General features: G+C 40.2%; 26 protein-coding genes. 12 read left to right on the forward strand and 14 right to left on the reverse strand.

The annotated features are described in order from the left end of the window. The first annotated feature begins 53 nt into the window (after positions 1 to 53). From PQ460_RS21520 to PQ460_RS21545, 6 genes are all read left to right on the forward strand, one after another. Entirely contained in the window at positions 54 to 2,048 is a 1,995-nt protein-coding gene (locus tag PQ460_RS21520) for an anaerobic ribonucleoside triphosphate reductase (protein WP_274171124.1), read from the forward strand. Then, positions 2,045 to 2,602, forward strand: a complete 558-nt coding sequence (gene nrdG, locus PQ460_RS21525) for an anaerobic ribonucleoside-triphosphate reductase activating protein (RefSeq protein ID WP_274171125.1) — start codon at positions 2,045 to 2,047, stop codon at positions 2,600 to 2,602. The genes PQ460_RS21520 and nrdG overlap by 4 nt, the downstream gene beginning before the upstream one ends. A gap of 300 nt (positions 2,603 to 2,902) precedes the next feature. After that, positions 2,903 to 3,733, forward strand: a complete 831-nt coding sequence (locus PQ460_RS21530; protein WP_204826480.1) for a TerC family protein — start codon at positions 2,903 to 2,905, stop codon at positions 3,731 to 3,733. 7 nt (positions 3,734 to 3,740) lie between these two features. Beyond that, the gene (locus PQ460_RS21535) at positions 3,741 to 4,370 is read left to right on the forward strand and encodes a DedA family protein (RefSeq protein ID WP_273614654.1); all 630 of its coding nucleotides are present in this window, start codon (positions 3,741 to 3,743) and stop codon (positions 4,368 to 4,370) included. 452 nt (positions 4,371 to 4,822) lie between these two features. Continuing rightward, positions 4,823 to 6,409, forward strand: a complete 1,587-nt coding sequence (locus PQ460_RS21540; RefSeq protein ID WP_274172988.1) for a methyl-accepting chemotaxis protein — start codon at positions 4,823 to 4,825, stop codon at positions 6,407 to 6,409. Positions 6,410 to 6,460: 51 nt separating this feature from the next. After that, positions 6,461 to 6,907 (forward strand): chemotaxis protein CheW, encoded by a 447-nt coding sequence (locus PQ460_RS21545; protein ID WP_274171126.1) that lies wholly within the window; start codon positions 6,461 to 6,463, stop codon positions 6,905 to 6,907. Here PQ460_RS21545 and PQ460_RS21550 read toward each other — a convergent pair. From PQ460_RS21550 to PQ460_RS21560, 3 genes are all read right to left on the reverse strand, one after another. Further along, positions 6,891 to 8,519, reverse strand: coding sequence for an NAD(P)H-hydrate dehydratase (locus PQ460_RS21550; protein ID WP_274171127.1), 1,629 nt, complete (start codon positions 8,517 to 8,519; stop codon positions 6,891 to 6,893). The genes PQ460_RS21545 and PQ460_RS21550 overlap by 17 nt on opposite strands. 158 nt (positions 8,520 to 8,677) lie before the next feature. Continuing rightward, complete coding sequence (locus tag PQ460_RS21555; protein ID WP_273614650.1) at positions 8,678 to 9,310, reverse strand: NAD(P)-dependent oxidoreductase; 633 nt, start codon at positions 9,308 to 9,310, stop codon at positions 8,678 to 8,680. A 73-nt stretch (positions 9,311 to 9,383) separates the two neighbouring features. Next, positions 9,384 to 9,830, reverse strand: coding sequence for an Rrf2 family transcriptional regulator (locus PQ460_RS21560; protein ID WP_273614649.1), 447 nt, complete (start codon positions 9,828 to 9,830; stop codon positions 9,384 to 9,386). A 266-nt stretch (positions 9,831 to 10,096) separates the two neighbouring features. On the opposite strand from PQ460_RS21560, the gene PQ460_RS21565 reads away from it, so the two are divergent. Further along, entirely contained in the window at positions 10,097 to 10,963 is an 867-nt protein-coding gene (locus PQ460_RS21565) for a hypothetical protein (protein ID WP_274171128.1), read from the forward strand. 131 nt (positions 10,964 to 11,094) lie between these two features. Here the strand turns inward: PQ460_RS21565 and PQ460_RS21570 are convergent, their stop codons facing one another. The 6 genes from PQ460_RS21570 to PQ460_RS21595 all read right to left on the reverse strand — a co-directional run bounded on the left by PQ460_RS21570 (position 11,095) and on the right by PQ460_RS21595 (position 17,499). Continuing rightward, complete coding sequence (locus PQ460_RS21570) at positions 11,095 to 12,168, reverse strand: lactonase family protein (RefSeq protein ID WP_274171129.1); 1,074 nt, start codon at positions 12,166 to 12,168, stop codon at positions 11,095 to 11,097. 79 nt (positions 12,169 to 12,247) lie between these two features. Beyond that, positions 12,248 to 13,321 (reverse strand): AbrB family transcriptional regulator, encoded by a 1,074-nt coding sequence (locus PQ460_RS21575; protein ID WP_273614646.1) that lies wholly within the window; start codon positions 13,319 to 13,321, stop codon positions 12,248 to 12,250. Beyond that, a complete protein-coding gene (locus tag PQ460_RS21580; protein WP_274171130.1) occupies positions 13,318 to 14,046 on the reverse strand; it encodes an MBL fold metallo-hydrolase in 729 nt (242 codons plus the stop codon). The genes PQ460_RS21575 and PQ460_RS21580 overlap by 4 nt, the downstream gene beginning before the upstream one ends. Positions 14,047 to 14,146: 100 nt before the next feature. Next, positions 14,147 to 15,241, reverse strand: coding sequence for a GGDEF domain-containing protein (locus PQ460_RS21585; protein ID WP_274171131.1), 1,095 nt, complete (start codon positions 15,239 to 15,241; stop codon positions 14,147 to 14,149). A gap of 167 nt (positions 15,242 to 15,408) precedes the next feature. Beyond that, complete coding sequence (locus PQ460_RS21590) at positions 15,409 to 16,038, reverse strand: nitroreductase family protein (protein WP_273614643.1); 630 nt, start codon at positions 16,036 to 16,038, stop codon at positions 15,409 to 15,411. Positions 16,039 to 16,287: 249 nt separating this feature from the next. Further along, the gene (locus PQ460_RS21595; RefSeq protein WP_274171132.1) at positions 16,288 to 17,499 is read right to left on the reverse strand and encodes an amidase; all 1,212 of its coding nucleotides are present in this window, start codon (positions 17,497 to 17,499) and stop codon (positions 16,288 to 16,290) included. Positions 17,500 to 17,699: 200 nt separating this feature from the next. On the opposite strand from PQ460_RS21595, the gene PQ460_RS21600 reads away from it, so the two are divergent. The 3 genes from PQ460_RS21600 to PQ460_RS21610 all read left to right on the forward strand — a co-directional run bounded on the left by PQ460_RS21600 (position 17,700) and on the right by PQ460_RS21610 (position 19,414). Continuing rightward, the gene (locus PQ460_RS21600; RefSeq protein WP_273614641.1) at positions 17,700 to 18,185 is read left to right on the forward strand and encodes a chromate efflux transcriptional regulator ChrS; all 486 of its coding nucleotides are present in this window, start codon (positions 17,700 to 17,702) and stop codon (positions 18,183 to 18,185) included. 90 nt (positions 18,186 to 18,275) lie between these two features. Further along, on the forward strand, positions 18,276 to 18,851 hold the full coding sequence (locus PQ460_RS21605; protein WP_274172989.1) for a chromate efflux transporter ChrB: 576 nt from the start codon (positions 18,276 to 18,278) through the stop codon (positions 18,849 to 18,851). After that, the gene (locus PQ460_RS21610) at positions 18,851 to 19,414 is read left to right on the forward strand and encodes a chromate efflux transporter ChrA (RefSeq protein ID WP_274171133.1); all 564 of its coding nucleotides are present in this window, start codon (positions 18,851 to 18,853) and stop codon (positions 19,412 to 19,414) included. Before PQ460_RS21605 ends, PQ460_RS21610 begins: the two co-directional genes overlap by 1 nt. Positions 19,415 to 19,493: 79 nt before the next feature. Here PQ460_RS21610 and PQ460_RS21615 read toward each other — a convergent pair whose 3' ends face one another. The 3 genes from PQ460_RS21615 to PQ460_RS21625 form a co-directional block, all read right to left on the reverse strand. Further along, entirely contained in the window at positions 19,494 to 20,684 is a 1,191-nt protein-coding gene (locus tag PQ460_RS21615; RefSeq protein WP_274171134.1) for an S-layer homology domain-containing protein, read from the reverse strand. Positions 20,685 to 20,769: 85 nt separating this feature from the next. Further along, positions 20,770 to 21,408 carry a hypothetical protein gene (locus tag PQ460_RS21620; RefSeq protein ID WP_274171135.1) on the reverse strand — a complete coding sequence of 213 codons (639 nt, stop codon included), beginning with the start codon at positions 21,406 to 21,408 and terminating at the stop codon, positions 20,770 to 20,772. Next, complete coding sequence (locus PQ460_RS21625; protein ID WP_274171136.1) at positions 21,405 to 21,962, reverse strand: RNA polymerase sigma factor; 558 nt, start codon at positions 21,960 to 21,962, stop codon at positions 21,405 to 21,407. Before PQ460_RS21625 ends, PQ460_RS21620 begins: the two co-directional genes overlap by 4 nt. Before the next feature lie 288 nt (positions 21,963 to 22,250). Here PQ460_RS21625 and PQ460_RS21630 point away from each other — a divergent pair, with 288 nt between their 5' ends. Beyond that, positions 22,251 to 23,597, forward strand: coding sequence for an SMP-30/gluconolactonase/LRE family protein (locus PQ460_RS21630; protein WP_274171137.1), 1,347 nt, complete (start codon positions 22,251 to 22,253; stop codon positions 23,595 to 23,597). 121 nt (positions 23,598 to 23,718) lie between these two features. On the opposite strand, the gene PQ460_RS21635 is transcribed toward PQ460_RS21630, so the two are convergent. Next, positions 23,719 to 24,123, reverse strand: a complete 405-nt coding sequence (locus PQ460_RS21635) for a CBS domain-containing protein (protein ID WP_273614634.1) — start codon at positions 24,121 to 24,123, stop codon at positions 23,719 to 23,721. Between the two features lie 157 nt (positions 24,124 to 24,280). Between PQ460_RS21635 and PQ460_RS21640 the strand changes: the two genes are divergently transcribed. Continuing rightward, positions 24,281 to 24,751 (forward strand): Imm63 family immunity protein, encoded by a 471-nt coding sequence (locus PQ460_RS21640; protein WP_274171138.1) that lies wholly within the window; start codon positions 24,281 to 24,283, stop codon positions 24,749 to 24,751. Positions 24,752 to 24,839: 88 nt separating this feature from the next. On the opposite strand, the gene PQ460_RS21645 is transcribed toward PQ460_RS21640, so the two are convergent. Continuing rightward, positions 24,840 to 25,292, reverse strand: coding sequence for an Lrp/AsnC family transcriptional regulator (locus PQ460_RS21645; RefSeq protein ID WP_273614632.1), 453 nt, complete (start codon positions 25,290 to 25,292; stop codon positions 24,840 to 24,842). Positions 25,293 to 25,307 lie beyond the last annotated feature (15 nt).

Below are 25,307 nucleotides of genomic sequence, written 5' to 3' on the forward strand. Positions count from 1 at the left end.
TTTATCTGTGAGTTGGATTTTTATTTATATTCTAACGAGAGGAAGTGTGATTGATGTCTATTTTGACTCCACATACTAAATCAGCTTACATAACACCTCCTATATCATCCGAACTGCAATCGGTACTCGATATGGGCGAACATATTATTGAAGGTGAACACGAATCCGCACGTGAAAATGCTAATCTGAATGGAGCAAGCTTTTCTGGAAAAATGAGTCGGTTGGGTAGTGAGTATGCGAAATGGTATACCAAACGCCAACTGTTACCTCAACCAATCGCTGAAGCAGTTGCCCAAAATCGTATCTATATTCACGATCTGGATCATTATGCTGTCGGTACCACGAACTGTATCTTTATTCCGTTTGATAAATTATTGCGCGATGGATTCAGTAGTGGCAACGGTAGTCTACGCACACCTAATTCGATTATGACTGCTATGGCGCAAGTGGCGATTATTTTTCAATGTCAGCAAAATTCGCAGTATGGCGGTGTAGCAGCGAATAAGCTTGATTATGATCTTGCTCCTTATGTAACCAAATCATTTCGCAAGCATCTACGCAAAGGATTCCGCTATTTTCAAGAAGAAAGCGAAATGGTTGAAATGATCGTTCAGAATGCAGTCATGGATGATCAAGTGTTAGCTACTGATTATCCGCGTGCATATCAGTATGCTCTTGAAGAAACCAAAGTCGAGACACTGCAAGCGGCAGAAAGTCTTATCCATAATCTTAATACAATGTCCAGTCGTGGTGGCGGACAGATTCCATTTACCAGCATTAACTATGGCACATGTACATCGACAGAAGGACGATTAATTGTGCAATGTCTACTCTCTGCAACTGTACGTGGATTAGGTCATGGAGAAACACCGATTTTCCCTATTCAGATTTTCAAATGTAAACAAGGGGTGAATCAACAAGCTGGTGAAGTTAACTATGATTTATTTTTACAAGCGATCGATTGTTCAGCTCGTCGTCTTTATCCTAATTTTGCAAATCTGGATGCTCCAATCAATCGAGAACATGAAATTCCAGGTCAACCGGATACTGAATTTGCAACGATGGGTTGTCGTACACGTGTAATGGCAGATCGATTCGGACGCAATCATCTGTCTGGCAAAGGCAATCTTTCTTTTAATACGATTAATCTTGTGAAATTAGGCATCGATTATGGAATCACCGGACAACGATCGGTTGCCGATGAGCAAGGGTTTTATCGAGAACTTGATGAATGTATTGAACTTGCGGCTCAAGGACTATTGCATCGTTACCGTCTTCAAGCATCTCAACCTGCCAAAGCGTCTGACTTTATGATGCGTGAAGGGGTATGGGAAGGTGGCGATCTACTTGCACCTGACGATCGTGTAGAAGACTGTATTAAGCATGGTTCATTATCAATTGGCTTTATCGGGCTAGCGGAATGTATGAAAGCTTTGTACGGCAAACATCACGGGGAAAATGATATGGTGTATGAGCAAGCACTCTCACTGATTGCTTATATGAGAACAGCTTGTGATGCGCTTAGCGAAAAATATAATCTTAATTTTTCATTAATGGCTACGCCAGCAGAAGGATTATCCGGCAAATTCGTTAACATAGATCGTGAATATTATGGTTCGATTGAAGGAGTAACTGATCGCGAGTATTATACCAATTCTTTTCATATCCCTGTCTATTATTCGATTACAGCCGCTCGCAAAATCCAGCTAGAAGCACCTTTTCACCATTATTGTAATGCAGGAGCCATTTCATATATAGAACTAGACGGTAACGCTCGTCACAATGTCAAAGCCATGTACCAGATTATTCAGTATGCGCTGGCTCAACAGATCAGCTATTTTAGTATTAATCATCCGATTGATCGGTGTACTGGTTGTGGACATGAAGGCATTATCGGAAGTCATTGCCCTGCGTGTGGTATCTCTGAATTAGAAGTACCTATCGCCCGTTTGCGCCGTGTCACAGGATATCTGACCGGTGATTATCAGACTCGATTTAATCCTGCCAAGCAAGCTGAAGTGCGGGATCGGTTGAAACATTCACGATGAATATCTGCGGTTATATTCCCGAGTCGGTCAATGAAGGCGATGGATTACGAGCTGTTATTTTTATCAGTGGTTGTAGCCATGGTTGCAGTGGTTGTTTTAGCAGACACACCTGGTCGTTTCAAGCAGGCGAACGATTCACAGACAAGCTACAGCAACAACTGATAGACGAAATGAAGCAAAATCCTTTGTTAGACGGATTAACGATAGCTGGAGGAGACCCTTTCTTCTCCGCTATCGAAGTGTCTGCTTTTGTTCAACAAGTGCGTCAGCAGATTCCTGATTTCTCAATCTGGATCTATAGCGGATACACATGGGAACAATTAATTCATTCTTCAGTAGAGGGTGCGGTTTCTTTGCTACATCTATGCGATGTACTGATCGATGGCAGATTTATAGAGCAACAACGCGATGTTTCTTTGCGTTACCGGGGAAGTCGTAATCAGCGAATTATTGATATTCAGCAAAGCATAATACAGAACAAACCTATTTTATGTCAATCCAGTGATATGAACGATAATAATGCTGATATCAACGCTATGACTACATTAACATAATTGACTTATTTTCTTAAATTGCTTATGATTTGTTTAGCAAGATAATGGTTAAGTAAGAATTGTAAGAGATTTACTAACCACATAACTCTATATTCCTGTTAAAGGGGAGTAGCTGTACAGGCAAAGTCGTCATTACGGGATTTATCCCCGGTTTTGCTTGGCAATGATAAACATTGTTAGCGAGACCTTTACCATGTTTTGGTGAAGACTCGTTATTTTTCGGGAGACCTTTACCAATCATGGTAAAGGTCTTTTTTATATACTAACGCACAAAAAAACGAGATTTAGGGAGGCAATTCTATGGATGTAGCATTGTTATTGGAGTACGGATGGGTATTACTTGTACTGATCGTACTGGAAGGTCTGCTCGCAGCAGATAACGCTTTGGTACTCGCAATTATGGTTAAGCATTTACCTGAAGAAGAACGTAAAAGAGCATTGTTCTATGGATTATTCGGTGCATTCGTTTTCAGGCTAGGTTCATTATTTATTATTTCGTTCCTTGTCGATGTATGGCAGGTTCAAGCGATTGGTGCATTGTACCTTCTGTATATCGCGTTCAATCATATTATTCGTAAAATTATTTCCCATCGTTCCAAAATTGATCAAGCTGCTGAAGAACCAGGGCCAGACGGTAAGCCTAAAAAGCAATCTGGTTTCTGGATGACGGTATTCAAAGTCGAAGTTGCTGATATTGCTTTTGCTGTCGATTCTATTTTAGCGGCTGTTGCTCTAGCTGTAGCATTGCCTGCAAGTGGATTGCCTGCGATCGGCGGTATGGATGGCGGACACTTTATCGTTATCTTCTTGGGTGGATTTATCGGTCTAATCATTATGCGTTTTGCCGCTTCTTATTTCGTGAAATTGTTGCAAAGTCGTCCAGGTCTAGAAGTTGCTGCGTTTGTTATCGTAGGTTGGGTAGGTGTGAAGCTTGCGGTTATCACTCTTGCGCATCCAGCACTAGGTGTATTGCCTGAGCATTTCCCTGAAAATACGATCTGGAAATTATCGTTCTATATTGTGCTTGTAGCGATCGCTGTCTGCGGTTGGTTGTTATCAAGCAAAGTAGAAGTCAAAGACGAAGACAATGCTGTACGTGAAGTCGAAAAAGAGATTAAAGAAGATCTATAATTAACCTATGCATGAATGGTTAATAGGTCTGATCGAAGGATTCAAAAGTCTGGGCTATGTTGGCATTGCATTAGCCCTGACCTTCGAATTCATCCCGGCAGAGTTGGTTCTTCCACTCACCGGCTTCTGGATCTATGAAGGTGATTTCAATATGATTCTGGTAATTCTAGCAGGTACGATCGGTGGTGTAACCGGTCCATTAACATTATATGCACTGGGTCGTTATGGAGGCAGACCGTTAGTTCTGCGCTTCGGTAAATACTTTTTAGTTCGGGAAAAAGAAATCGTCAAAGCCGAACAGTTTTTTGAAAAGTATGGTAGCGGTGTTGCTTTCTTCGGCAGATTTATCCCCGGTGTACGTACCGCAGTATCGATTCCTTGCGGGATGGCAAATATGAATGTCTGGAAATTCAGTATTTATACATTTGCAGCTATGTTACCGATCACCAGTCTGTATGTATATCTAGGCTATAAGTTAGGCCCTCGCTGGGAAGAAGTCGGTCCACTCGCTTCTCAATATTTAACACCTGTAGCGATTGTGATTCTTGTTGTTCTAGCGGCATGGATCGGTTGGAAGTGGTTAAGTGCTCGCCGAAAAAAAGCGAATACTTCCTCTACTGAACGTGATGCTGAATAAATAATATATTAAGAAAGCGTCTGTTGAATCTCGAAATGTATCTTATTTCGATGATCTACAGGCGCTTTTTTTGTATGCATGCTCCAACGATAGAAATGGGTCATGCAGATATTTCAGAAAATGTATAGACTGGCAAAAGCAGTCCCGCACAAGATTGTGGTATTTATAAATCGCTATTTTGAAAAAAGCCTTTATAGACAAGGTTTATATCCTCTACAGCCAGCAAATAGATGTATATATTTTGGACGATGTATTTTTTACAATTGAATTGTTATCCACTTATTTACATAATTTATTTACAAAAAATTGAAAAATAGTATTAATAATTGTAATTTATAAGACGACATAGTAAGTATAAACGCTTATTTTGCATAAATACGAAAATAAGCTGCTTTTAAAATTTGATCGATGTAATTGATAATCAAATTACATATCGATATGGAGTGGATAAAATGAGAATAGGTGCTAATTTTCAAACATTTACTAAATTAATTGCTGCTTTTATCTTAGTGGCATTAATTGTAGCGGCTATCGGTTTGTATGGTTTGAATAATCAGAATCGGATGAACGAAAGTGTAAACGGTTTGTACAATAACAATCTAGTATCCATGCAAGCCTTATCTGCTGCCGAGTTGTCTTTGCAAAAAATGCGTGTCGCTTCACGAGATATTGCTTTAACCGCAGATGATGTTGCGAAGAAAAAAGTTGTAGATTCTATTCCTGACCTTATTACCGCTGTTCAACAAAACATGTCCCAGTACAGCAACACCCCGTTATCTGATCAAGAAAGAAACGAATTGCAAAACTTCAATAAATTCTGGGCAAATTATAACGATGTCTACAGCCAAGCTGTGAATCTAGCAGAGAACTCAACGCCAGCCGAATTTCAGACGTATGTTCAAAATAGTGTCGTTCCGGCAGGTACAGATATGTATGATAGTATTGCCAAATTGAACCAAATCAATGAGCAAACTGCAGATGCGGCTAACAATAATGCCAAAGCCATTTTTGCAAGTGCTAAGTTCTGGACGACTTTATGGATTGTTGTGGCGTTCTTATTCTGTATTTTATTAGGAACGATCATTTCTCGGATGATCAGTGTGCCATTAAAACAGATTAGTCGCTTGCTTAAACAAGTAGCAGCCGGTGATCTACGTGAACAATCCAACCTGACTGGTAAAGATGAAATCGGACAATTAGCGATTGCTGCTAATGATATGACTAACCGTCTAAATGGTCTAATTGCAGATATTATTGAATCTGCTCAAAGTGTAGCGGCTACTTCGGAAGAAATTTCGGCAAGTACAGAAGAAATTGCTGGAAGCAGTGCTAATCAATCGCAATCAGCTCAATCGATCGCTCAATTGTTTAAAGATATGTCTATAGCTATTGATGATGTGGCTCGCAGTGCAGAACAAGCGGCTGAACTTTCTAATACTACCGTAGAAAAAGCACAACATGGTGGTCAAATTGTGGATCAAGGTACACAAGCGATTCAAGAAGTGACTCAGCAAATGTCCAAACTTGAAAATGATTCTACTCGTATCGGCGATATTATCGAAGTGATTGATGAAATTGCTGATCAGACTAATCTGCTTGCTCTCAATGCAGCGATAGAAGCTGCTCGTGCCGGTGAACAAGGCCTTGGCTTCGCTGTAGTCGCTGATGAAGTACGTAAGCTAGCAGAACGTAGTAGCGCTGCGACTAAAGAAATTACAGGCATTATTCGCTCTATGCAGACCAATATGAAACACAGTATTGAAGCGGTAAATAGCAATGCAGAACACTCTGTACTAACCAGCAACGCTTTTGAAGATATTGTGCATCGTGTCAGTGATTCTTCACTCAAAATCAATGGTATTGCCGCAGCTAGTGAACAACAAAGTGCCCAATCTGTCGATGTGATGCATTCTGTTAATGAAATTGCAGCCGCTACAGAAGAAGTAGCATCTGCTTGTGAACAAACAGCTTCTTCTTCGCAGACACTGGCTCATTTGGCAGATCAACTTCATTCATCTGTCAATACGTTCAAAATTTAATTTGTAATGTAGGTTAGTCGGTAAATAACAAAAAAATTGGAGGTCCTACTTATGATCAGATCGTCCGACCAATATATTGAATGTATGGCTGATAATCAACGGATCGCTCTTCCTATTCATGGGGTACAGGAAATTATCCGTTTTGAGTTATTTACCCCTACCCCACAATCCGATCCGCAAGTATTAGGAACAATTAGTTGGTATGGAAATACATTGCCTGTGGTTCGTTTGCAGACCAATCAGGCAACCAACCATACTAATGAACGTGCACAAACATCAGCTACAGCACGCATTTTAATATTACGCCAGCATAATCAAGCTATCTTAGGCTTATATGTAGATCGAGTATGCAGAATCGCAACATATCCTCAACATCTATGGATAGCTACGTCTACATACCCTTGGATTACACGTTGTGTAGAAGAAGACTACACGCATATTTCATTATTGGATATTCATTGCTTGAATCATACATTCGGTCTTACAACGACTCGATAAGATCACCTGCAAGTAAAGAAGCAGGATTGCCTGTACGTTGATACGCGGCAACTTCACCAGCATGACCATGTAAATGCACACCAAATGTGGCGGCTTGTATGCCGCTTAATCCTTGAGCTAGCAATCCTACGATGATACCTGTTAACGCATCTCCAGACCCGCCTGTAGCCATTCCCGGGTGTCCGGTAGTATTTACGAATACTTGTCCTTCTGGCGAAGCAATAACCGTTCTAGCGCCTTTGAGCACTAACGTAATATGATGCTTCATTGCAAATTCACGAGCTATGCCGATTCGGTCACGCTGTACTTCCGGTGTAGAGATGCCTGCTAATCTAGCCATCTCTCCCGGATGTGGAGTCAGGACAGTATCGGCTTTTCGCTGTTGCCATGTAGATAATCCATCTGCTTCAGCAATCATATTCAGACCATCTGCATCTAACACAAGCGGTTGGTCGGTTTGCTCCCATAGCGTCTGCAACCATGCTCCATCCTGTTCAAATCGACCTAGTCCTGGCCCTATCGCTAATACATCACATTTTTCTGCCAATGTTAAAATCGATGTTGCGCTTTTATATTCCCATTTCCCTTCTGCTCCTTCTACCGCAGGAGCAAGCATTAATTCAGGTACATGCCCTGCAATATGGGGTAACAATGCTTGCGGAAGCGCCCATGTCACCAGTCCGCTACCGATACGTAATGCGGCTCGGGACGCAAGTAACCCTGCCCCACTCATATTCATACTGCCACCTATAATAAGTACATGTCCGTAGGTTCCTTTATGTCCATCTACTGCTCGAGCACGTTCAGGATCGACTTCCAAAACATCCTCCAACACTTGCTCTGTGACCAAATGAGTATCCACTGCTAGCTTTTGAGCAGTAAACCGAGGAATACCAATATTACGCACAACCACATCGCCTGCTACTCCTGCTCCCGGATATTGCACTAATCCACGTTTGAGAAACGCAAGGCTTACAGTTAATGATGCTTGAATACAGTTATCTGCTACTTCGCCTGTATCTGCATTTAGTCCACTTGGAATATCTGCTGCGATGATTGGCTTACCACTGCAATTCGCCACATGGATGATGGCATCATACGGTGCACGTGGTTCTCCTTGACTCCCTGTACCCAAAAGCGCATCCACAATTCCTGTATACCCTTGCCAGCGGGATTCAGTCTCCCATTGTTCACTCCAGATATCCGATACAATACCAGAATATTGCGCTGCATCACGCTGGGTCGCTGCATCACCTGTTAATTCTGCCGGATCTTGAGCATATAGCACCGTCACTTGAATACCCGCATCTTGAAGATAGCGAGCAACGACTAATCCATCGCCTCCATTGTTTCCTTTGCCGACAAGAATAAGCCAGTGTTGCTTATGATCTTGAACGTTCCATGTATAGTCGTTACGAATCTGTCCTACTTTTGACAGACTTTTGCCAAAAGGGATATCCGCTTGTTCTTGCTTGGAAGTATTATTCCAATGAATCACTTCTTCAGCGATAGCTTTGCCAGCACTCTCCATCAGAGATAAAGCAGGTATTCCTAATTTCTGAATCGTATGTTGATCCAAATCACGCATTTCTTGTGCGGTCACAATATACATTATCTATTCGCTCCTCTATAGCTCAACGCGATAACGTTTGGCTTTATTGATTTACTTTTGCAATCTATTTACTATGTATTAACCGTATTTGGCGCATAACAAAAACACCGCCTACCTAGACGGTGTTTTGATCAAGTATAGTAACAGCTCTATACCGTTTAATATGCGACTGTAAAACGAGTGCGTGTAAATAATGGATCAGCTACTTCATCAAATAAAGCTGCTGCATAATCTTCTACCGAGATGCGACTTGCTCCATCATCATCTGTGATCAGGCGATTGGTTCCGATACGGAAATTACCTGTCCGTTTGCCCGGTTCGATCCAACTTGCCGGACTGATATACGTCCAATCCAGATCACTCTGGCTATAAATTTCGTAAGCATCGACATGAGCTTGTGCCAGCGGTCTAATTTCTGCTGGAAAATCAGGTGTATCCATCAAGCGCACACCCGGTTCTACTTCCAGACTTCCTGCACCACCAACGACTAGAAGACGCTGTACTCCTGCTCTTTTCATCCCTTCTACAATAGCACTCGCCGCTTCTGTTAGTTCGCCTTCATTTCCAAATTGAGGGCCATACGCGTTGATCACTACATCATGTCCTGAGACAACCGCTTCTACACTAATTGGATCAAGTACATTTAAGCTTATACCTTGTAGACGTTCTGTATTTTTATCGATTTTGGAAGAATCACGAGTAGCTGCTGTGATCTCATATTTACGTCGTAGTCCTTCTTGTACAAGGCGTTGTCCGATCGTTCCGGTTGCGCCAATAATAGCTATTTTCATTTGTGGTTCCATCCTTTCCGTCATGAGCGGTCTTTTCTTTTACATACCCGACTCAGCCGATGATGATTCAGTATTAGTTCTGGATCGCTTGACGAACCTGTTCCATTTCCTGCAAATCAGTTGTCACCTGCTTGAGTGTAATCTTTTCTAGCTCATGTTCCATAGCTCTCTGTGCCCGTTGAAATACGGTTTCAAGTTCTGCTTGAATATTACGTCCAATATCGCAATTGGGATTCGGATTCTCGTGAATAGCAAACAGCTCATCTTTGGCATCATTTTGTGCTGCACGATAAATATCCAACAATGTAATTTCAGACGCAGGACGTGTCATTTGCGCTCCAGCTACTCCTGGCTGAGTACGAACAATACCTGCTTTGGCTAATTGACTAATCATCCGCCGGATCACAACAGGATTGGTATTCACACTTGAAGCAATCCATTCTGAAGTGATATGTCCATCACTTGCATCCAATAATGACAATGTGTGAATAGCCACAGCAAAACGGCTATTATATGCCATACATGTACACCCCTTCTTTATCTTTTTATAATCATTTGATCAAGTTATATGAGACTCATCTATATAAGAATGATTTTTGTGAAAAATAAAACCAGCACTACACTTCAAAAAGCATCTTATTTCAAGCACTTATATACTATAGTATACATCAAAGAGTTATACTTCTAAAAGAAAGTTACTCTGTTGTACAAAGAATTATTGTCAGGACACTTATTCTGTAATAACCATTTTGGTTAAGGATAAGATGTACGCACAAAAAACGATATATGCAAGTACGGATGATAGCTAAAGGAGTGAATCTGTTGGATTGGTCTATGTTACTGCGTTCTCATGCTCTCGGATTATATATGGTCGGGATGATAGGACTGTTGGCTTTTGCAGTTGTGTATGGATTTACAGCCAAGCAACGTAAATATAGAGATGATGAACGTATGCGCCGGATTCAAAATAGCCTCGATCGATTAACCCGGGCAGCCGGAGAAGTCTATCCAGCTATTATGAACAAAAATCATAGTGCTCATACAAATCAAACTGCTTTCCCTGTTCCTGCTGAAAGTGTACTGGCTTGCAAAGCCGCTACGTATGCTTCTGATGAATTGTTAGAGCGAATTGATCAGTATATGGAAGAACGAGATCGCAAAAGTCTGGTGTTACTTTATCGTACGTTAGATAGTGATATTCGCCGCTTAACTCGTGAGCGCAAAATGGTACTTGCTCGTGGTGAACATCCACGCTGGGGATTATTGTTATGGCTAACGATTCGACCAGCTATCCCTTTTATGGTTATTATTGCAGAATCATTATTACTATGGAATCTATGGCATGATCTATCTACCGCTATGTCTGTGCAACCTTCTTCTGTAGCATTATTTGCTATTTTGCGCTTTATCTCTTGCACAGGAGCTTTGATTGTACTGTATGCTGTTATTACGGCTGATTTTCGTGAAAATGCGCGCAGACTGGTATTTATTTGGTTAGCTTTGTTGATTAGCGGATTATGCTTTATACATATATTCAGTCTTCAAGCCGCTCCTTATCTACTGATTGCCCAGATCCTTATTTTTGTGACCGGATTCCGTTTTACCCGGGAACCCAAGCGCAAAGAACGTCCTTTTGTAGGCGAATACGAGTAAGATTGTTATCCCAAGCAAAAACACTTCAGTTATAGAGCAGATACAGTCTGCTTATACTGAAGTGTTTTTGATTATAAAGTATGATTTATAGCGTATTGATTGCTAGTGATGGTATAACGTCAATCAATCGTTTATTGTACACCAGGTTCTGGTTGTTCAGCCATTACACATACTGGACGACTCAGTGTTAATTCATTGCCTGTGATCAACAATTTACCCGTATCCGCTTCAATCGCAAATTGTACAATATTGTTGCTATCCTGATTGCTGACGAGAATATATCCACCCGGTACGACAGCAACATTACGCGGCGTTTCCCCTTTGACAGGTACCCATTCGATAGGCGTTAATGCACCGGACATTTCATCGATATTATAATGCACCAGACTGTTATGCCCACGATTTGAAGCATAGACAAAGCGTCCACATGGAGAGATACGAATATCTCCGCCTGTATTTTCACCTGTAAAGTCTTCTGGCAATGTGGATACATGACCAATAATCTCTAATTGACCATCTTCCGGATTACGACCATATGCTGTCACAGTACTATTTAGCTCATTGATTCCATAAGCTAATTGTCCGTTAGGATGGAAAATTAAATGACGGGGACCTGATTCTGCTGGCAGTTCAGTAGCCCCTTCTTCTGTTAATGTCCCATTATCTTCTAAGCGATATGTAAATACCTTATCCAACCCTAGATCAGATACATACACATGATGATTATCCAAAGAAGCCACAGCGGAATGTGGATGTGGCGCATCTTGACGATCTGGATTAGTGCCACTTCCGGTATGTTTGACTTCACCTGTCATTTCAGCCAAAGCGCCTTGATCCCCTACAGCAAACACATTAACATTAGCACCTGTATAATTCGATGCTACTAAATGCTTACCATCTGGAGTCAATTGCACATAACAAGGAGCGCCTCCACCTGTAGACTTGCGATCTAACAAATGAAGTTCACGCGTTTCTGGATTGATTGTATACGTTAAAATTTCACCTTCATCTTTTTCACTAGCGGCATATAATGCAGTGCTATCTGTCGATAATGCAAGATACGAAGGATTTTCAATACCTTTGATCCCACCCACCAGACGCAATTCACCTGTATCTGTATTCATTACTGCGGTCTGAATACCTACTTCTTCTTCACTTGCATACGTACCGATATAGAACCAGACTTCATTTTCAAAAACAGACATGATTATATCCCCTTTCAGATCATCAACTGGATAAAGACTTCCTCTATCTTATAACGACCCCGAGAAGGGATTGAATCATTTATCTAGCAATTCGCCGGAAAATCAGCTTTAATAGCGGTGGCACAGCAAGAAAAATAAACAATGTTCGAAATAACTGATAACAGCTTACGGTCGCGATATCTGCACCTACTTCATGTGCAATAATACTCATCTGATCCATACCGCCCGGCGCCATACTCAACATTGCTGTAGCTGGAGATACGTGGTGCCATTTCATCAATATAAAAGCAAGTATGCATGCAAATAGCAACAGTACAATCCCACTGCCGATTGCTAGACCAATCATCTGTATTTTGTTAGTTAACAGTTCAGGCTTGAGCATAAGACCGATAGAACTACCGATCAACAATTGAGCGATATCTAACATCGCAGAAGGTAACGCTGGTGCAGAGATACCAGCAAATTGAATCATCGCAGTAGTGATCATCGGTAACAAAATAAAGGCGGTTGGAAAATGAATCTTTTTCCCGAGTAGCGCCATACCTGTACATGCTATAGCAAATAAAAAGATATTGGGAAACAGCCCACTCCAACTGGCTGTTGAATGTTCTAACGCCTGTGTCACCATATCCATATCCACACCGAAAATAGGGCTAAATATCAATAATGGCACAAAAATAATAATCATCATTAAGCGAGAAACCTGAAGAAAAGTAACGACTGTGATATCGATTCCTTTCACTTCTTCGGCTAGAACTACCATCTGGGTCAAGCCACCTGGAATGCTTCCTAACAAGACAGTAGGAAAAGAAACACCTGAAATTTTGAAAATGATATACGCTGTGAGCAAAGCAAATAAAATCAGCAATGTAGTTAAGCCGATCATAGAAGGCAATTGTCCGCCAATCTGTTGCAAGGTAGCCGCAGTCAATGATAATCCAATCGAATAACCGACAATAATCATACCTGCATTACGCGCTGCTCCCGGCCATAGCGGTGGCATCGAAGGCCATAATTTAGAACCGATGAAAATAATAATCATCGGTCCTAGTAACCATGGAATAGGTAAATGAGCCACTTTAAATAACAATCCACCGATCAAAGCAAGTGCCAGTGTATACAACCATCTGATCCACGGCTTGGGCTTAATCACGAAGGATTCACTAACTCGTTAAGTCGTTGTTGAATATCTCCTTTAAACAATCCACCATGATAACAAACGATCGCTTCGATCGGAAGCTTCTGAAAAGCTCGCAAAGAATTTGTCGCTTGTTCCATATCTAATGTAAATGATGGATTTGGACCATGTAATTCACCATTTTCTACAATCAGAGCATCTGCAGCGATAAGTGTTTTACTAGCGATATCATAAAAGCTAGTATGCCCTGGCGTATGTCCCGGTGTATGTATTACTTGTAGTCCTTCACCAAAAGGCAGAACTTCATTTCCTTGTAATACATGGTTCACATGATCAGGTGTATCGGTTGAAAATACGCTACGAAACGATTTTTGGATCGATTCTGGAAATTGTTTTAACATGGAATTAATTCGTTCAGGATTCGCTTTGGAAAAAAGTTCTGTACCGTTAATAGCACCTACATTTTGCGCTTGAGTATACACATCTAACGTACCTGAAGCAGCTTCTAAAAATTGTGGAAAACTTCCAATATGATCAAGATCATCATGAGTCAAAATCACCGATTGAACAGGATAAGCTGGATCGATCTGCTCGATAATTTTGTCGTAACAACCAGGAACTCCAGTATCAAACAATACAGCTTGATTGTCTGCATAGATAACGACAGGATGAATCACCATTTCATGTTCACCCATCGGTACTTTAATTTCTAACATTTCGATATGATCTGCAATTTTCATAAATAACCCAGAGCCTTCAATAAGAACTCTGGTTCACCTCCTTATGGTATATAAATCATAAAAGTCACTGCTTCTTATATCCAACCATTATAGTCCGTTCTCAAACAGCATATATTCGGTTACGCCCTTGATGCTTCGCTTCATATAAAGCTTCATCCACTTTATCGAGCATCAGATTAGACTTTGTATCTGGAAAAGTAGCTACACCGATAGAGACAGTAATTGCTAATAAACGATTATTCGGCAATACAAATTCATTTTGTTCGATCAAGACACGTAACTTTTCAGCGATATGGATAGCATGATCACGAGTACATGAGTTCAAAATAATAATAAACTCTTCGCCACCTTTACGAGCGCAGATATCCCCGGAGCGTACAAAATCTTGAAGCAATTCTCCGATTTGAGACAATACCGCATCTCCGCTACTATGTCCGTACGTATCGTTAATCGCTTTGAAATGATCGATATCTAGCATCAATAACGACATGTTTTTTTGATGAGCCTTGGCATAATTCAGTGTTTCTTCAAATAAAGCTTCAAAAGCACGAGGGTTATGCAATCCTGTTAGATGATCTCGATTAGCCAACTCTTTGAGTAATACAAATAAATGATTGGAACGTGTAAGATACACAAGGATAATATACGTAAATAATCCGCCTACCAAAAATACAATTAAAATCGTAATAAATTGCCAGAATATACGGGTCTGTAATGTAAAATAAAACAAAATAGAAGGCAAAATCATCGAGCAACAAATAATGATCAACCAGCGGCTCAAAGATACCCGATAATCTCCTTTAAGCAAAAAGGAAGATAAAATCCAGGCAATCATAACAATACTTGCTCCTACAACTAATACGTCTATATTACCATATTCAAAAAACAAAACGCGACCTGAGATAATAATCAAAGTTGCAATCAGACCGGCTACACTACCTACCGTATAGACAGCTCCGATAACTGCAAGTGCTCTCAAGTCAATCAGTATATGACTTTCAGGTAAATGAAATCCCCATAAAATAAGAACCAGACCAAATAATCCATACGTTATACCTGCTAGGCTGATAAACAGTCGTTTACGATTTTCAAATTTATTACGAATTTTATTTAAAAGCAAATTGCCTAAAAATAAAAAGGTTGATGTTAATGTTAAATTGTTAATTAAGTCAATCGCCATAAGATTTACTTTCACATCCTATTACATTTCTTTTATGCCCTCTCTTATATTTCGACATATAGCGCCAAAAAGTTCACAGTAGCGAGCCAAATTTAACGCTATTTGGATATTTAATTGATAAATATAGAAAAAGCCTGGCAATCAATCGCCAGGCAGAACATATAAATAGGATTTTTTTTAATTTAGAATGAGTTTTTGATAATAGCTTCACTTAAATCAAAACGTCCAGAAGCATAAGCAGGTTTAGCTGCTTTACCTACACTGATTAAGATGGTAGGAATATAACGAGCCGGTACATTGAAATGTTCTACAAATTTATTTTTATCGAATCCACCCATAGCACAAGTGTCATAACCAAGTGCTTTTGCTGCAAGCATTAAGTTCATCGCCGCAAAAGAAGAATTGATATTCGCGCTATCGCGTGCTACTTCTGCACTTTGATAAGCTCCATTAATTTGACCTACTAATGAATCACGAATTTCTTGAGTCATTGCGCCTGCTTCAACAGCTCCATCATAGATTGTTCCTGCATTTTTGTTCGCTTCTAGATCACCTAGAATAGCGACTACAAAAGAACTATCTGCTACTTGAGATTGGTTGTAAGCGATTGGCAACAATTCTTGTTTTTTCGCTTGATCATCAATCACAAGGAATTTCCAGTGTTGTAGGTTCCAAGCAGAAGGAGCATCATTAGCAGCTTGCATAATCGTATCTATATCTTCTTGTGGAATTTGGTATCCTTTTTCGTACGACTTTACAGAATGGCGTTGCTCAATAACCTGAATAGTTTCTGGCTTAATTGCATTAGACATGGGTGTATTCTCCTTTTGGATGAGGGTTTATAAAACATATCAACTAACATAATTTCATTTTTGAATTAAGTAATATTTAGTAACTATCTATATAATTCATTGTTATTGTAATAGATATACTAACAGCTTGTCAACATATGTTAAATAGTATGAAATAGGCTCTTTACTTTAGTAAAATTAAATAAGCTCTCATCCAAAATCTTTTGTAGGATCTAAGGATTTTTGATGTAGAGCTTATACTATATTTAGTTATTTTTGTAACGTGTCTGCCCAGTTTTTGACCCATTGCAGTAAACGGATATCTTGACCTTTGCCTGCAATAATAGATAAGCCTATAGGTGCTCCTTGTAAAGTAGCTACAGGAATAGTGATCTGTGGCAGACCGGATAGACCAGCAATACACGATAATTGCATCGTTTGAGAACGACGACGTTCATTCGCTTCTCCTTGAATATCCAATGAAGGGGCTGAACTTGTCGCTGTTGGCAAAACAAGTAATTGATGAGTGTCTAACAATTGATGCAGACGCTCACTAACTTGCTGTTTGAGAGCAAAAGAATGTTGATTCTCTTCTGCACGCAAAGTCGAAGCCCAATCAAACCGATCTGCTATATCTTTGCCAAATACAGGCTGTGCTGTTTGAATCCATTCTTCATGTTCTTGCCAGATCTCTAACGCTTGAATCGTGCGGAAAGCGGTCATCCATGCAGATAATCCTTCAGGAGCAATTTCTGTCCATGATGTGCGACCGTTAGTGATTGTCATATGATAGGTGATCTGCTCCAACGATTTTTGCAAAGCCTCACGTGTCTCCGGTTCTGCCAGAGCCCATGCTTCTTCTGGAAAATAAATATGATCAAATGCAGACTGCTCTGCCTCTTCTTCTGAATCATGGATCAATACTTTGCCGACTTCTAATAACACATCGGCAGAATTAGCCATCCATCCCACTGTATCAAACCCCGGTGCAAGTGGAATCACTCCATCAATAGGAACCAGACCATGCGTAGGACGCATTCCATAAATGCCACAATACGACGAAGGAATACGCACCGAACCCCCTGTATCTGTGCCGATAGCGAAATCTCGCAGTCCAGCTGCTACTGCTACAGCAGAACCGCTCGATGATCCTCCTGGAATACGATCTGTCGCTTGTGGATTCGTAGGAGTGCCATAATGTATATTTTGTCCATTCAAACTGTACATCAACTCATCGGTATGAGTCGTTCCTTGAAGCATAGCTCCTGCTTCGAGCAATCGCTGGATCGCCGATGCAGTCTGCGTTGCAGGTGAATGAGTACGTAACCAATCTGGATTACCTGCGCTAGAAGTATGACCTGCAAGTGCAAATACATCTTTGACTCCGAACGTCCATCCCGATAATGGCCCTTGTACCGCTAGAGGCGAAGATGAAGTCATCGTCAATTGTTCATTCATAAAGGCATTCCATGTTGATCCCATATCTATTCCTCCTACCGATAACATTTCTGTATATCACTACATCACCGCGTAAGCTTTGTGTAAGTGAATTTTGATTTTTATGTTGAAAACGATTTTTAATCATTATATATTTAAACATATCGTAAATGAAAGAGTTATTTTTTGATCAAAATGAAATAAAATAAACGATAGATATTACATACAAGGAGGCACACTTATTTATGAACCACCACCGTTCTACATCCGATAATCAACCAGTTGATATTGATGAGATCGATCGCAAAATCATTACGATTTTGAATAAAAATGGGCGCATCTCCTATACGGATCTTGCTAAAGATATTGGGTTATCTCGTGTAGCTGTGCAAGCACGAATTAATGCGTTAATCGAAAATGAAGTGATCGAACGATTCACTGCTGTGATTAATCCCGCCAAAATTGGGATTACGGTTTCTGCCTTTTTTAATGTAGAAGTAGAGCCCAAACATCTACAAGAAACGGCTGATCAATTAGCAGAAGAACCTTTTGTAACCAGTCTTTATCATATGACAGGTCCGAGCAAATTGCATATGCATGGATTATTTATGGACAATCAAGAAATGGAATCGTTTCTTAAAGACAAATTATACAATATGCCTGGTATTATGAGCGTGGACTGTCAAGTGTTGATCACCCGTTACAAAAGCCGGATGGGAATGAGGTTGTAATACATGAGTACTGAACCAACAACACCTTCAGAGCATAGCTCAACTGCTCCTTCTTATCATAAAGCTACTTATCGTGAATTATCATGGGCCATGGTGCGTACCGGTATTCTCGGTTATGGCGGAGGGCCTTCGGTTATGCCACTGTTCCGCTATGAAGCAGTTACTCGCTATCGCTGGTTAAGTGATGATGAATTCGGTGAAATTCTGGCGCTTGGTAATGCACTTCCCGGGCCGATTGCGACCAAGATGGCGGCATACCTGGGTTATCGTGGCAAAGGAGTCCTAGGCGCTATTCTAGCAGTCATCGCTCATATTCTCCCTTCTTGCCTGGCGATGATCGTCTTGTTATCTGCGGTGTCTTACTTGAGCCATTCCAAAATCATTCAAGGAATGATTGCCGCTGTAGTGCCTGTCATTGCTGTTATGCTAGGTGTTATGGCGTATGAATTTGGTGAAAAAGCTGTAAAAGGGCTAGGAATCAAAGTAGGAATTGGACTGTTTATCGTTGCTTTTATTTTACTGCAACTGTTGAGCGTTCATGCCGCTATAGTGATTGCATTATTTTTAGCATATGGAGCAGTTCATTTCAAATTTGTACAATGGTTAAAAGATCGACGTAATCCACCTAATCCGCCTGTGAAGAAAACCGAAGGCGGTGAGTCTTAATGCATACGTTCACGATTGAATGGATCGAATGGTTGCGGTTATTCTGGGGGTTCTTTCTAGCCAATGTACTCGGTTATGGTGGTGGCCCTGCTTCTATTCCGTTGATGTACAACGAGATTGTCACTCATTATCACTGGTTAGACGATAAGACATTTTCGAATGTGCTAGCACTTGGGAATACACTTCCTGGGCCGATTGCAACCAAGATTGCGGCATTTGTTGGTTATGATGTATCTGGGATAGGCGGTATATTTATTGCGTTATTCGCAACAATCGTGCCTTCTGCGGTTGCATTGATTTTACTGCTTAATCTATTGCAAAAATACCGTACTTCTCCTGTAGTCAAAGGATTAACATTACTCGTTCAGCCTGTTATCGCTGTAATGATGGCTGTACTGACATGGCAATTAACAGCAGGTTCTTTTGTTTCTATCGGAATCTGGCAAAGTCTTGGTATTGCTGTCGTCGCCTTCTGGGCGATGCAAATTCGTAAAATCCACCCTGCCTTTGTGATTCTGGCGGCATTTGTCTATGGCGCATTGGTACTTCCGAACTTTATTTGATAGCTCCCCAACCATATTTAATGTGCAAAAAAACGACTATATCTTATCTACAGTCGTTTTTGTATACCTATTTATATTATTAATCTGCAATATTACTGTTATCACTTACTCCGCTGATACTACCTGCTTTGCCTTGTACCGGTGAACCGTCGCCATTACTTGCAAATTGAAAAGCATAGCCGTAATTTGTATTCGCTTTGAATTGTTGCAATTGATCCGCTGTTAGATAAGCACCTACATACGTGTAATCTACTTTTTGCAAATTCCCTTCATATGTCCATGCTTTAGCAAAATCAATATCATAATTCAATCCTTGTAGACGTTTTACTTCTGCTTGTACTTCTTTGCTATTAGTATCTAAAGGAGTTCCATTTGAGAATAGATCGATCGCTACAAAATACTTCACATCTTGTCCTGCATGTTGATCCAAAGCCATTTTTACTGTTCGAACATATAGTTTTTCTCCGTTAGTTGGTGTGGCATAACTTTCAGATACCATACTTCCATTGTTCGGCTGAGTCACAGGATTAGACCCTTTTTCTTCATGTGGCAATACATCAATCGTAGTTTGTTGGCCTTTCATTTTATCCTGTGCACTTTTGTTCAGATAGTCTAATGCATCATAAAGAATAACGGCTGCTTCTGCACGTGTGATTTCTTTTTGCGGGTACAAGTTTTTGCTGCTATCCAGCTTCACGATACCAAGTGCAATCGCTAATTGAGAGGAATCCAACATAGCAGGGTCTAATTTGTCGATATCTTTGATATCCGGTGTAATCACATCAATAGCTGGCATTTTTCCTACTGTTTGTAGTGCTGTCATCACATAATCGATGTATTGTTCGCGTGTAATCTTTGTTGTAGGATTAACAGATTTAGGAATATCTACACCGTTTTTATACGCATCACGAAAAGCATCGGTATACCATGCATTGTCTTTAACAGATGGGAATACTGTAGATAACTTTTGATTATCTTTCAAAGCAATTACGCCTGTTTTGGCATCTAGCTTGAATCCTTTTACGATAAACTGAATCGCTTGTGCCTGTGTTAAAGAGGATTGCGGAGCAAATGCTGTATCACTTAATCCATTCAAAATTTGTTGGTCATGTAATTTCACAATTTTTTCTTGCCCGTTTACCCCTTTCAAATCTTGAAACGATGATGTTGTAGCAGCAAAAGATACACTTCCTAGCGATATTGATAAAATAGATGCAGATAAGATTGAAGTTACGATTTTTTTGTTCATTTTGTTTGTTTTGTTATTCATGGTAATTCCTCCTCGAATGTTTGAATCATAATGGCTTACACTATAAAAGACGACGTTTAGCAGATCAGGTTATTTTTGATTTCAATTATTTTTTAAAATTCATATCGATACCTTGATCAGCAGATACAGGCGATCCATCTCCATTGGTGGCAAAGTGGAATACATATCCATATTGAGTATTGATAGCAAAGTTTTTCAATTGATCGGCTGTAAAGTAGCCAGCGATATACGAATAATTTACTTTTTGTTGATTGCCTTGATATGTCCATGCTGTAGCATAACCAACGTTATAATTCAGCGCTGTCAGACGTTCTAACTCGGCTTGAGCTTGTGGACTGTTGTACTCTACAGGGTTCATATTGGCAAATAAGTCGATCGCTACAAAATACTTCACATCTTGTCCGGCGTACTTGGTTAATGCTTGTTGTACTCCTGCATCATAGACTTTGCTTCCATTGGCTGGTGCAACCGTACTGCCTGACAAGACATCACTTGGAACCCCTTCTATATTTTGAATAACGGTTCCAGATGCAGTGTAGATCTGACTTTGTTCATTCCATACACTGGTAGCCATAAAGGCGATAATAACAGCCGCCGCGGCAAAAGCAACAGCGCTAGACCATTTCAGCCAATAGGTAGATTTCGGTTGACGGCGTGCTTCATATCGAGTCAATAACTCATCGTCAATCTGACCGATAGCACGATACAGTTGTTCACTATTCATAGATAGATTCCTTCCTCCATAAGATAAGCTTTGAGTTTGGTACGTGTTCGAAACAGACTGGCTTTGACATTGTTTTCTTTCATAGCAAATTGCTCTGCGATCTCTGCTTGTGACTGACTATACCAATACCTGGCTAAAAATAAATTGCACTCCCGTTCAGGTAACGTATGCAGAAATCGATTGATCGTTTGACTCAAATCTTTTTCCAAAATAGCTTGTTCCACATCATGTTCGGAAGGAATACAATCATCCAGTTCACCTAAAATAATAGTCATTTCGCCACCACGCTTTTGAGCTTTTTTGGCTTTGAATTTATCAAGTGAAAGATTTCTGGTGATTCTGCCTACAAAAAAAGACAGCTTATTCGGTCGTTGCGGAGGGATCGCGTTCCATGTACGAAGCCATGTATCATTGACACATTCTTCCGCATCTTCAGAATCACTTAAAATGTTATAAGAGATCGTATAGCAATATCTTCCGTACTGACGGGAAGATTCGGTTATAGCTGATTCGTTACGTGTCATAAACAGTTCTACAATTTCGTTATCCTCCACCTGTATGCTCTCCTTTGTTATAAATAAGCCCTTCACTTATACAGACGATAAATAAAGGGTCAGGTTATTTTTGAATATAAAAAAATATTATTAATTTCTTACTCCTTACAAATGTAATATAATTCCAGTCAAAATAAAATTCATTTTGCTAATTGGTATCTGATTCTAGTGTTGCTATTTATATGTAACTATTTTCTTTTTACTGTAAAAAGAAGGATAATTCTGTCTTGTAGCGAATGCTACCGTTAGGCTTACGATGCCAAATTAAAAGTACAGGAGGGATTATTTTTGAAAAAAAGCAAGTCGCTTGGCGTAATTGTTGCTATGACGGGGTGTCTGTTGTTATCGCCATCGACAGGATGGGCAGCAGAAGCAGTGGATTCAGATATCCAAACGATTATTGAAGGCACAGACACCCATTGGGATAGCCATTTGATCGAAAAAAGCCTATACAGCCCTTACGCCGTAGTGGCTACTCAGTTGGGCGCTCAAGCCACATGGAATGCTGAAAAAAATGTCTTAACATTGACCAAAGGAAGTACTACATTCACGTTACATGAAGAATCTGCATCTGCTACTACCACCTCACCAGCGCATCATACACTACAGCTTGTAGGGGATAATGTACTGGTTCCTGTACGTGCGGTTTTCGAAGCTTTTGATTACAAAGTGGTCTATACTCCTGCTACTCGCTCTGTAAATATACAATCAGCGTCTACAGAGACCAGCAATCCTAACCCTAGTGTCACTTCAGACACTTACCGATCCGTATCGATTCTGGCAGACCTTGATCCAAGCACAGCGACAGGGCTACGGATTGAAGGCGTGATTGCTAATGAAGATAACCAAGTGTTTACTGTTGAAATGGGTAGTAAAAAGTTATATCGCATCGCCGCAGATACCGGGCAGATCGATACATTGACTGAACTGCCACGTTCAGGTACAGGTATGGCGTTAGATACTGAAGGTAATCTGTATATTGCAAGCGGAGGCGAAGAAGGGCTTATTTATAGAATCAATGAAGAAGATTTATCCAGTGCTGCTTTTGATTCATCTAAAGTGGAAACGTATGCGAGTGGTGTGCCCGGAGCGAACGGATTAGCTTTTGATCGTAGTGGTAATCTATATGTCAGTGGCGGAGCGAACGGAGCGATCTACAAAGTATCTTCTAATGGACAAGTAAGTACGTATGCAAGTGGTATCTTGCCTACACGAGAAGAGCAAAAAATCGTAGTGAATGGTATTGCTTTTGGCACTGATGGGCAATTATATGTTAGTAATACCAGTTCTGGAGAAGTAAATCGCTTTGCAATCAACAATGATGGTTCTTTAGGTGAGCGCCAACTTGTTGCTCAAAGCCCGCTATTATATGGAGCAGACGGCTTGAACTTTGGCCCTGATGGAGCGATCTATGTAGCGGCTAATGAACGTAATGCTATCGTACGTGTAAGCCTGAATGGACAGGTAAGCGATATCGCTAGCAATAATAACAATGGGCCTTTAGAATTCCCTGCTAGTCTTCATTTTGTAGGAAATACATTATATATTAGTAATTTTGATCAACCACGTGGAATCAATAATCCGAATGATCCCGGTATCGGCGCTTCGATTGCAACGATTGATTTCAGTCAATAATCTGGTTCTGGATCATATAACAAATACAAGCCTAACTGCTTATTCAATAGGAGCAGTTAGGCTTGTATGATGTTGCAATCGTACATGATATATGGTTATACGATAAGTATCTACAGACTATTTAGTCTGTAATATTGTCATTATAGTATTCAATAATATCTTTACGGCGAATAATGCCGAGGAATATTCCTTTGGTATCTGTCACAGGTACAAAATTCTGATCTGCGGCGAGCGATAACATATCTTCCATTGCGGCTGTAATAATAACACTTTCATTGCGAACATGCTTTTGAATATCATAGACAGGAATCTCACGCATTTTTTCAAAATCAAGATTGCATGTATTTTTGAGTTTCCATAATAAGTCCCCTTCAGAAAGAGTACCTACATATCGTCCAGATTCATCGATAATCGGCAATGCTGTATAAAAATGACTTTCTAATATTTCTAATGCTTCAAACATCGAGATTGTCGAAGGAATATAAGCGACTTGTTCTTTCGGCAGTAAAAAAGAAGAGATTTGCATCTGCTGTAGACACTCCTTTGGCTATAAATTGTGATGTATATCTATTAAAACATACATATGACTAGATGTGAAAGCGATTGCAGGTTGAGATTTTGTAACTATTTGATGAGATTGAAGCAGTCATTCTGTTTATTTATACTATAATAGACACGACAAAATGACACCCGAGCTATACTCAAGCTCTAGAAATGAGGTTCTTGTTATCATAATCTATCATGCCAATCAAATTATAGAAAAGATCACAGCACTACTTCAGAAAACAACGATCTATGATCAACAGCACCATATGAAATGGGTACGTGCTCCTTTTTTTGATCAAGAGCGATTTGAACTTTCTCCGTATGTTCAGATTACAGACGAAGGATATGTATTACAAATGTACGAACGCAATGTGCAAATGCTCAACAAACTTACGACCGATGTAGATGATGTAGTGTACTGGATTTTGGAAGATACGATTCAACTGATTCTACATACCGATCGATTACAGCGTCAACAGGATTCTTCTTATACAGCTACAGATGAAATATCTATTGCAGAACAAGCCAATCAAGCCTTTTCTGAAATAGGTGGAATCTATGAACAATGGCATCATCAACATCGTCGCAGTACATTAGAGACGCCGTAGATACATCATAATCACTACTAGAACAGTGGATAGCACGCAAAAGGATCTTGTCTCTACAAGATCCTTTTTTGGCTAACACCAAACAACGTTAGATCGTTTGCTGATCTTTGCTCATAGTAGGTACAAGAGATTTGTGATCGATAGGAGAAGAAAGTGTGATTAACGTGGTGTATGAACCGTGGCTGGTAATGCAATTTTCGAACGGTTCCAAATCCATAATAGATGAGGTCACCACTTTGATCAAATAATTGTAATCTCCACTAACTCGATGACATTCTACGATCTGAGCCGTCTCCTGACAAAACTGAACAAACGATATTCCATCATTCGCGCGGAATAAATAATACGCTGTTGTCAATTTGCCAATCTTATCCGGTGCAACTATGGCTCTATATTGCTGAATCACTCCACTCTCTTCCATCCGACGTACTCGTTCCGTTACTGCCGGTTGAGACAGCCCTACTTCTTTCCCTAGTTCGGTCATTGAAATACGTGCTTGGGTTTGTAGACAGAGTAGAATATGTTGATCCACCTGATCCATGAATGTTCACTCCTT

Source organism: Paenibacillus sp. KACC 21273 (genome assembly GCF_028736095.1).
GTDB lineage: Bacteria > Bacillota > Bacilli > Paenibacillales > Paenibacillaceae > Saccharibacillus > Saccharibacillus kyungheensis.

Excerpts from the sequence above, each read along its gene's own strand:
- PQ460_RS21520 (WP_274171124.1), top strand. The coding sequence starts at position 54 with ATGTCTATTTTGACTCCACATACTAAATCAGCTTACATAACACCTCCT.
- nrdG (WP_274171125.1), top strand. The coding sequence starts at position 2,045 with ATGAATATCTGCGGTTATATTCCCGAGTCGGTCAATGAAGGCGATGGA.
- PQ460_RS21530 (WP_204826480.1), top strand. The coding sequence starts at position 2,903 with ATGGATGTAGCATTGTTATTGGAGTACGGATGGGTATTACTTGTACTG.
- PQ460_RS21535 (WP_273614654.1), top strand. The coding sequence starts at position 3,741 with ATGCATGAATGGTTAATAGGTCTGATCGAAGGATTCAAAAGTCTGGGC.
- PQ460_RS21540 (WP_274172988.1), top strand. The coding sequence starts at position 4,823 with ATGAGAATAGGTGCTAATTTTCAAACATTTACTAAATTAATTGCTGCT.
- PQ460_RS21545 (WP_274171126.1), top strand. The coding sequence starts at position 6,461 with ATGATCAGATCGTCCGACCAATATATTGAATGTATGGCTGATAATCAA.
- PQ460_RS21550 (WP_274171127.1), bottom strand. The coding sequence starts at position 8,519 with ATGTATATTGTGACCGCACAAGAAATGCGTGATTTGGATCAACATACG.
- PQ460_RS21555 (WP_273614650.1), bottom strand. The coding sequence starts at position 9,310 with ATGAAAATAGCTATTATTGGCGCAACCGGAACGATCGGACAACGCCTT.
- PQ460_RS21560 (WP_273614649.1), bottom strand. The coding sequence starts at position 9,830 with ATGGCATATAATAGCCGTTTTGCTGTGGCTATTCACACATTGTCATTA.
- PQ460_RS21565 (WP_274171128.1), top strand. The coding sequence starts at position 10,097 with ATGCAAGTACGGATGATAGCTAAAGGAGTGAATCTGTTGGATTGGTCT.
- PQ460_RS21570 (WP_274171129.1), bottom strand. The coding sequence starts at position 12,168 with ATGTCTGTTTTTGAAAATGAAGTCTGGTTCTATATCGGTACGTATGCA.
- PQ460_RS21580 (WP_274171130.1), bottom strand. The coding sequence starts at position 14,046 with ATGAAAATTGCAGATCATATCGAAATGTTAGAAATTAAAGTACCGATG.
- PQ460_RS21590 (WP_273614643.1), bottom strand. The coding sequence starts at position 16,038 with ATGTCTAATGCAATTAAGCCAGAAACTATTCAGGTTATTGAGCAACGC.
- PQ460_RS21595 (WP_274171132.1), bottom strand. The coding sequence starts at position 17,499 with ATGGGATCAACATGGAATGCCTTTATGAATGAACAATTGACGATGACT.
- PQ460_RS21600 (WP_273614641.1), top strand. The coding sequence starts at position 17,700 with ATGAACCACCACCGTTCTACATCCGATAATCAACCAGTTGATATTGAT.
- PQ460_RS21605 (WP_274172989.1), top strand. The coding sequence starts at position 18,276 with ATGGTGCGTACCGGTATTCTCGGTTATGGCGGAGGGCCTTCGGTTATG.
- PQ460_RS21610 (WP_274171133.1), top strand. The coding sequence starts at position 18,851 with ATGCATACGTTCACGATTGAATGGATCGAATGGTTGCGGTTATTCTGG.
- PQ460_RS21615 (WP_274171134.1), bottom strand. The coding sequence starts at position 20,684 with ATGAATAACAAAACAAACAAAATGAACAAAAAAATCGTAACTTCAATC.
- PQ460_RS21620 (WP_274171135.1), bottom strand. The coding sequence starts at position 21,408 with ATGAATAGTGAACAACTGTATCGTGCTATCGGTCAGATTGACGATGAG.
- PQ460_RS21635 (WP_273614634.1), bottom strand. The coding sequence starts at position 24,123 with ATGCAAATCTCTTCTTTTTTACTGCCGAAAGAACAAGTCGCTTATATT.
- PQ460_RS21640 (WP_274171138.1), top strand. The coding sequence starts at position 24,281 with ATGACACCCGAGCTATACTCAAGCTCTAGAAATGAGGTTCTTGTTATC.
- PQ460_RS21645 (WP_273614632.1), bottom strand. The coding sequence starts at position 25,292 with ATGGATCAGGTGGATCAACATATTCTACTCTGTCTACAAACCCAAGCA.